The organism is Psychrobacter sp. UBA5136 (genome assembly GCF_002414005.1).
In the GTDB taxonomy this organism is placed as follows: Bacteria; Pseudomonadota; Gammaproteobacteria; order Pseudomonadales; family Moraxellaceae; genus Psychrobacter.
The window spans coordinates 32,913-40,524 of the sequence record NZ_DHYG01000025.1 but is presented as its reverse complement, the minus strand read 5'-3'; the positions used below and the strand labels follow the sequence as shown (position 1 = coordinate 40,524).

Here is a 7,612-nt window from a genome sequence, read left to right as displayed (position 1 = left end):
TATTACTTTTCACTCACTATAATAAGGAAATACTCACAAACAAAAAGAAGCCAGCAAATAAGCTGGCTCCTTTTATTTATGGCGTTCAGTTTATAGCAGTAAGCTATATTAGAACTGTTTTACAAAGGCAACGCCATATACCCAAGGGCTGATATCTACTTCACCAAGTTCATACTTAGTTCCGTCAATATTTAAGCTCGCATCGGTTTTGATGTCCATATAACGCGCATCGATACGCAATGACTCAGTTGGGGCAAATGGGATATCTAGACCGATATGACCTGCAACACCAACGCTATCATCAAGATCTAGGTCCGCGCCGTTAGAAATTTTTTCTTTAAAGAAAGTCGTGTAGTTCACACCAACACCAACGAATGGCTTCACATTCATAGGTAGGTTATAGCCATCGAAGTGGTATTGTAGTGAAAGAGTAGGTGGTAAATGCTGAGTTTTGCCTGTAAGCAATTCGTTACCAGTAGCATCATTTAGAGTGAAATCATGATGAAATGGAATAGCAGCTAATAGCTCCACACCAACGTTATCAGCGATAAAGTACTCGCCACTGATGGTTGGGCGCACATCGCCATCAACATCGACATTCGCAACTAAACTAAGATCAGTGTTTGCTAGAGTACCGTTATCACTTTTGGGGTCAACATAATGGGCGCCAGCAGCGATAGACCAAGTACCCGCAGGTACGGCGAAAGCAGTGGTCATAGTAAGGGCAGTTGCAGCAGCTAAAACTAGGGATTGTAGTTTCATCGTTAATTTCCTCAACATAATAGATAATTATTGGTCAGTTTCTAATGAGGGATGGCATCAGTGACCGTTACATAATGTAAGAGTTAGGGATTAACTCGTAACATTATCTCTCTATTATAATACAAAAACCTTGCTAGAAGTAAGGTTTTGCATAGGAAGTTGTCATAATTGAGCGTTATGTTGCAGTTATAGTGAGTTTAAATAGCTAGTTTAATAGGTTAAATTAGGCTGTATTTTTAAATTGCTTCGCTATGCTAAATTTACATTTTCCGCTATTATTTATTAAAGGAATGGAACTAATAAAAGGATTGATTATCTATTATGCTCGGCTATTGTAGTAACTCCCCCCTTCGCTGTGAAAACGCCCGTTCAATAAAACTGTTAAACCAAATGGACGACTGTTGTCCCAAATGTGGCTTGTTTTTATTACCTGCGCAAAACTTAGGCAGTCAGTTACGAGCCAGTGAGCGATTTCTACGTTTGGTGTTTTTTGTCACTGCGATGATATTGCTCGCAGCAACCTACATTTATTATATAAATTTTGTATAATCATAACGTCTGAAGAAAAATTGGCATACCTTGTTTAAAACAGCTCATCAGTAAATCTGCAAGCGCAACCACCTTTTTATTGATGTCTCCTGCCTGAATTTTATTGCTATAGAACCGGTGTTACACCGCATAGGGACGGCATGCTATTTCAATCTATACGGCGCTTGCGTCTTTTTGTTTATAATATTCTGCAAAACGATGAGCACGACACGCTCTTTAGTCGTTATGTTGACTACTTTCTCATCTTTTTGATCATGGCAAACGTCACGGCGGTCATCGCTGAGTCGGTTGACAATTGGTATTATCCGTATCAAGCCTATTTTACGTGGTTTGAAAACTTCTCTATTGTGGTATTTTCTATCGAGTATTTGCTGAGGTTATGGAGCGTCGCTGAAGCTAAGCCCGACAATACCACGTGGCGTCAGCGCTGGGAATGGCTAAAAAGTCCATCGGCATTGATTGATATCATCGCGATTGCACCGGCGTTTTTAAATTTCTTTGTCAGTATCGATTTGCGTTTCTTACGTATTTTGCGTTTGTTTCGCATTCTTAAGCTCACCCGTTATTTCGCTTCCTTACGTATTTTATTGGTGGTTATTAGTAAGGAGAAAGGCTCATTCCAAGCGGTCATTTTTATCTTAATTATTATGATTGTGACTGCATCAAGCGGTATTTATCTGGTAGAAAATCACGCACAGCCCGAGGAGTTTGAATCGATACCCAAGGCCATGTGGTGGGCCGTGGTCACCCTGACGACGGTCGGCTACGGCGATGTCACGCCTGTTACCAATGCGGGCAGGATTTTGGGCGCGATTATTACGATATTGGGTGTCGGTCTTGCGGCATTGCCCGCTGGTATTTTGGCGACAGGTTTGGCCAATGAGCTGAGCCAGCGCCGCGAAGAGCTTGAACAAGATTTTCGCGAGCAACTGGTCGATAGTGATTTTGATTTGGTGCAAAATCAGATGATGATTGAAAAAATCCGCCGCGAGCTTGGATTGGATAAGGAGCAAGCACAAGAGATTGTGCTGCAAGTGCTGCGCGAAAAAGAGCTTGAGCGCCGCGAAAAAGAAGTACGGCAAAAGAATTTTTGTCCGCACTGCGGCGAGCCGTTAGAGTAAAAGGATGGCAAAAAACTATCCCCGTTCCGCTGTATTTTTTATATTTGTGTCTTTTTATATTTGTGCTTTTTTATATTGAACGGGCGAGGCCTTGGGTGATCGGTAGCACGCGTGCCAATTCATGCGCCACTTGTTGTGCGGCGGTTGCTAAATCTTCTGCAGGCAGTGGTAGATTTTGTAGGGTCAAGTGCCAATCATCTACTTCTCGGCGTAGGTGCGCAGCCCAAAGCGTCACGCAGTCGGGTGGTAGCTGTTTTAAATTCACTTCAAAAACGCGGTTGCCTTCATCATCGCTCAAATGAATCTCGCCTTTTTTTACTCTGATAAAAGGCTGTCCGTGGTAAGAATTGGCGATTAAAGCAATGTGGCGAATGTGGGCAGGAATTTCATCCAAATAAATTCTGATTTGCTCTTGGTCAAGGGGCGCAAGATACATCGCCTGCTCACCGCGGTCTTTACCGTTTAAACTGTCGCCTTGATGTTTGACGGATTCGGCTTTATCACGCAGCTGCTTAAACCAGACAATGTCGCTGATGGTGCAATTATCGTCGTACAATACGCAGGCCAAATCGATATCAATCGCGCTTTCATTTTTTTTAAGGCGCTTTAGTATGCCTTTGTGCTCAATCCTGGTAAATTCGTAGTTTAGCGCAAAAAATAAGGTGCCCGTATCTAAACCCAGCCCTCTTAAACTGTCTGAAAGTAATGGTGATGGGACAGTGGTCGACATAATATTCCTTTTATATTTTTATAATATGAGAGATGTTGCTTAGTTTAAGTATCATTGCCCATGAAGTCGAACGATTCCTTTATTCGTCTGTTACTGCTTTGTCTAAGACAGCCTGATACAGTAGCGCGGGTTTGGCATCTAGCAGCCCACTGCCAAAGCCGCGTAACCACCAGACCAGCTGCGAGGTTAGGTTTACCGTTGCTCGAATGGTTAGGGTTTCATCCTCATTGACGGTGACGGTTTGGTCGTCACTGAGCTTGCTTTCCGTTAAGCTTTTGCCCGCTTGTTTGGTAAATTGTAGCTCAACCGCGGTATGTTTGCCATGATCGGGTAGTTGACTAAATAGGGGGTGGCTAAAGCCCATGCTACCGGCATCCAGATAGTTATCCAAATGGAAATTGTCTGGGGTTTGAGCCGCACTTTCAAGTATCTCAACGCTGACAAAGCGGTGGAGGGCAAAGGTGCGGATAATCGCGTCTGGGTCATCGGTACGCGTTGCTAACAGGTAAATAATCACCCCGCGCTGAATAATAGCGATGGGATTTAAAATATATTCGCTGGCTTGTGACTTACCACTGCGAGTATAACTGGCTTTTATTTGTAATTGATAAAATAACGCGTGATAAATATTGTCTTTGCTTTCTAAGTCGATATGCGGTGCAATCAAGGGCTGAGAGGCAGGCTCGATACGTACTCTGTCAATCCATGAATGGGTGACTTTGCTGTTTTTAAGTTGCCTGCGTGCCAAATCAAACCAAGGAAATAGCTCATCTAAAATAACCGGCGGTAGCAATTGGCTGAGATTGGCTTCAACCATATTAAAGGCAACCGCTTGTGATAAATTCATATGCGGTAAGCTTTGTAGTGGCGCGTCATCCTTCCAGCGCCAACCTTGCGGATTGGCATTGTTTTTTTCGATAGGAAAGCGTTTGGCAAGGGCGTTTAAGTCGCGTTGCACCGTGCGCAAACTGATATCAAAACCTGCCAAGATAAGCTGCTCATAGATATGCGTCGTACCTACCCAGCGATTGCGCTGCAATTGCGACAATACTTGCCATTGCCGCGCCGTCGTTGCGGCGCCATGACGGTTATCCGCTGAGTCGGCAGAAGCTTTATTTTCATTCTCATTCTCTGTTGTCGTCAGCTCTGTAGTTACTAGGGCAGTTGCTGGCTCATCAGCAGCTGCTTGCGCTTGGAGATTATCGGCGTTAGTAGAAGGTACAGTCATTAAGAGATAACCTTTATTCAGTCACAAGTTTGGTGGTTTGCTTTTTATAAGTGCCTTATTCATTAACGTAGCAATCACATAAAGTTAATCATCGCAGAAAAGCATGCCAACGTCTAGGGATGCGCTTCTGTATGTTCATGCCCTGCATCTTTTTCTCTCTGTGCTTTTTTACGCTTATCTTGCTTTTTTTGGCGTTTGGCTTTGCGCTTTTTCTTATCTTCTTTCTTTGATTTTTTATCATCCACGTCGTCAGCAGCGTCTTGATTTTCATCCCAAAGCATCAATCGACTTAACACTTTGCCAAACAAGGTTTCTTTACGGTAGCGACCTTTTTTGTTCATGGTATCGACAGGTAGGCCGGTCATTAAGGTCAAGGCTTCACTGAGCGTCTGCACGCCATAAATGTGAAACTGGCCGGCTTTGACGGCGGCAATGATGTCGTCACGCAGCATCAATTGTTTGACGTTGGCCATGGGGATGACCACGCCTTGTTGTCCGGTCAGCTCTTGCTCGCGGCAAGCGTCAAAAAACCCAGCGATTTTAGAATTGATACCGCCAACCGCTTGGACTTCGCCTAACTGATTCATCGAGCCGGTAATCGCAAAAGATTGATTGATAGGGACATCTGCTAAAGCGGACAGCAGCGCGCAGCCTTCACTGACCGTGGCACTATCGCCATCGATATGGGCGTAGCTTTGTTCAAATGCAAGCGAGGCGCTAAAGTTCAGCGCATGATGCTGACTAAATAAGGCGCGCAAATAGCTGGTCATAATCAGCATGCCTTTGGCGTGTAAGCTACCACCCAAATCGACGTCGCGCTCGATATCTAGGATTTCACCCGCGCCAATATTTGGCTGAATAACCGCTGTCAGACGAGCGGGCATACCAAATTCGCTGTCCGCGTAACTGACGACGGTTAGCGCATTGACTTGGCCGACGGCATTACCTTGGGTCTGAATCAGCTGCTGGCCATTTTTTAACTCATCCCAATACAAGTCGCGCAAATATCCTGAGCGCTCGTCCATATCGTCGATAGCATGGGTAACGTGATTAGCGCTGACGATATTTTGTCCATCAAGGCGCGCATGGCGGTTGGATTCATGCAACAGCTTAATCAATAAATCACTATGTAGGCTTAGACGGTCTTGGTCTTCTGCTTGTAAGCTTAAGTGCTCAAGTAGAGCGGCTTGGGCGCTGCTATCAAAAGGATAAAGGTTGGCATAATCAATGATGTCAGCCATTTTTGCTACCAGTGCCAATTCGTGCTCAGGGCTGCGCGTCACGTCATCGTGAAAATCGGCGCGAACTTTAAATACCGCATCAAACTCCGGCTCAAGCTCTAATAATTCGTAATACAAATCTGCCTCGCCAAGCAAAATTACCTTGATATCAAGGTCAATCGGCGCAGGAGCAAGCGATAGGCTACCTGTTAAGGTCAGCATCTGCTCAAGGCTTGAGAGTTTAATTTTGCGCGATTGCAGGGCACGCTTAAGCCCTTGCCAGGCATAAGGATGCTCAAGCAGGTGACTGGCTTCTAATAGCAAGTAACCGCCATTCGCTCGGTGCAAAGCTCCTGCTCGAATCATACTGACATCGGTTGTGACGGTGCCCAATTGGGTGATTTGCTCGACATGACCCAACAGGTTTAAATGCGTCGGCAAATCTTCAAAGATAACCGGCGCGCCACTATCTGGTGCATGACTGACAATAACATTTACCGCATAGCGGCTCGGCGTTGTGGCAAGTACGGCCGTCACAAACTCTTCATCATCGCCATTGACGATACGCTCGACATGGGTAACCATATCGGCAAACACGGTTTTCAAATACTCGACAACCAATGGATGGGCAGCGAACTGCTCATAAATAGGCGCAAATAAAGGCTGGAGCGCTCGGCGTGCAATACTGCGATGCAATACTTCAATGGCATCATTGGCTTCGTCTTCTAATTGCTCTAAGGCAATGGTTAGCTGACTTAAGCGCTTTTGCATATGGTTTTTTTGCGCAAAATTATTCAGCTCGGCTGCATATTCGCTATTGCTGTATTCGTTATTGTCGTATTCGCTATTCTCTTGTTCATTGTCATCATCTTTTTTACTTTCATCTTTTATGGTCTTGTTTTTCGAATTATGAAAGGTTTTATCGTCTTTAAGCTCACTATCACTAGCATCGCTATCTTCTTTTGGTAGCTGGCTAGGGTGTACAAATACCGCTTTATTATCAAATGCGCGGAATGTGAGCGCCAAATCGTACTGCTTGCCTTCGGTGTTTAGGTCATCGTAGGCTTGACTTTCTTTTTGATGGGTAGCATTTTTAATCGCTTCGATTTTGCTTTGATATTGGTCACTACGAAAGCGTTGGCTAAGCCGTTTTTTGGCCTGCTGCCATAGTTGATTGACCTGCTGCTGCAATATTTGCCCTTGTCCGGCAGGTAAGCGCAGTGCTTGCGGTGTGCGAGGATCGGTAAAATTGTGCACATAAACCCAATCATCAGGCGTTGGGGCATCGGCAGCAATCCGCTGTAGCAAGCGACTGATTACCGTGCGTTTGCCCAAGCCATTTTCACCAGCGGCAAACACATGATAACCGCTGGCATGAATATCCAGTGCTGTTTGCAAGGCTTTAAGGGCGCGCTGCTGTCCAAAGCCGATATCTAGATCGGGAGCAGTGCGGGTATCGGTCGGTAATTTATTTGGATCAGTATAGCGCTTAAGCTGTTCGGTACTGACAAGGCAGCGCTTAGTGACGTCAATGAATGCCGGATGCGGCGTGCTAGGCGCATCTAAGGTGCTATCTGGCTGAGTAATGTCTGACGACTCTTTGCGTGCTGGTAATTTTGCTTCTGCTGCTTTATTGACAGGTGTTACCATAGGATTGGTATCTTTTAAGTCTTGATTCATAGAGGTATTTTGCGGTTCGGTCATAGTTGTATAATAAGTCGTTTTAAGAAGGTAGAAAGACGGTGATGTTTAACTGATTATTAAGCTTTTAGAGTTTAAGCATTAAGTTTAGGAACGCATTTTTAATGATGAGGCATTTATAGTAGGAAATAAGAGCATCTTACAAGATATAGCCGCGTTTTAGACAAGACATTCAGCGCAGTTTTGTATCTTAGACAGATGCCGACAAATGAGGATTTTAGCAAATTAAGGTGAAATGATAGGCATTTTGCTAAGATAAACTGATGACTATTTAGAAAGATAAGCCTTTAATACAGATATG

5 protein-coding genes are annotated in these 7,612 nt (G+C 44.5%); 1 reads left to right on the top strand and 4 read right to left on the bottom strand.

Annotated features, from left to right (window positions below; translation table 11 throughout):
* Positions 1–108 precede the first annotated feature (108 nt).
* Positions 109–762 carry an OmpW/AlkL family protein gene (locus B4240_RS03245; protein ID WP_296236805.1) on the bottom strand — a complete coding sequence of 218 codons (654 nt, stop codon included), beginning with the start codon at positions 760–762 and terminating at the stop codon, positions 109–111.
* A gap of 689 nt (positions 763–1,451) precedes the next feature.
* Between B4240_RS03245 and B4240_RS03240 the strand changes: the two genes are divergently transcribed.
* Entirely contained in the window at positions 1,452–2,432 is a 981-nt protein-coding gene (locus tag B4240_RS03240) for an ion transporter (protein ID WP_296236804.1), read from the top strand.
* A 70-nt stretch (positions 2,433–2,502) separates the two neighbouring features.
* On the opposite strand, the gene B4240_RS03235 is transcribed toward B4240_RS03240, so the two are convergent.
* From B4240_RS03235 to B4240_RS03225, 3 genes are all read right to left on the bottom strand, one after another.
* Positions 2,503–3,162 (bottom strand): TerD family protein, encoded by a 660-nt coding sequence (locus B4240_RS03235; protein WP_296236803.1) that lies wholly within the window; start codon positions 3,160–3,162, stop codon positions 2,503–2,505.
* A 79-nt stretch (positions 3,163–3,241) separates the two neighbouring features.
* The gene (locus B4240_RS03230) at positions 3,242–4,390 is read right to left on the bottom strand and encodes a helix-turn-helix transcriptional regulator (protein WP_296236802.1); all 1,149 of its coding nucleotides are present in this window, start codon (positions 4,388–4,390) and stop codon (positions 3,242–3,244) included.
* Positions 4,391–4,503: 113 nt separating this feature from the next.
* A complete protein-coding gene (locus B4240_RS03225; protein WP_296236801.1) occupies positions 4,504–7,314 on the bottom strand; it encodes an ATP-binding protein in 2,811 nt (936 codons plus the stop codon).
* Between the last annotated feature and the right edge of the window lie 298 nt (positions 7,315–7,612).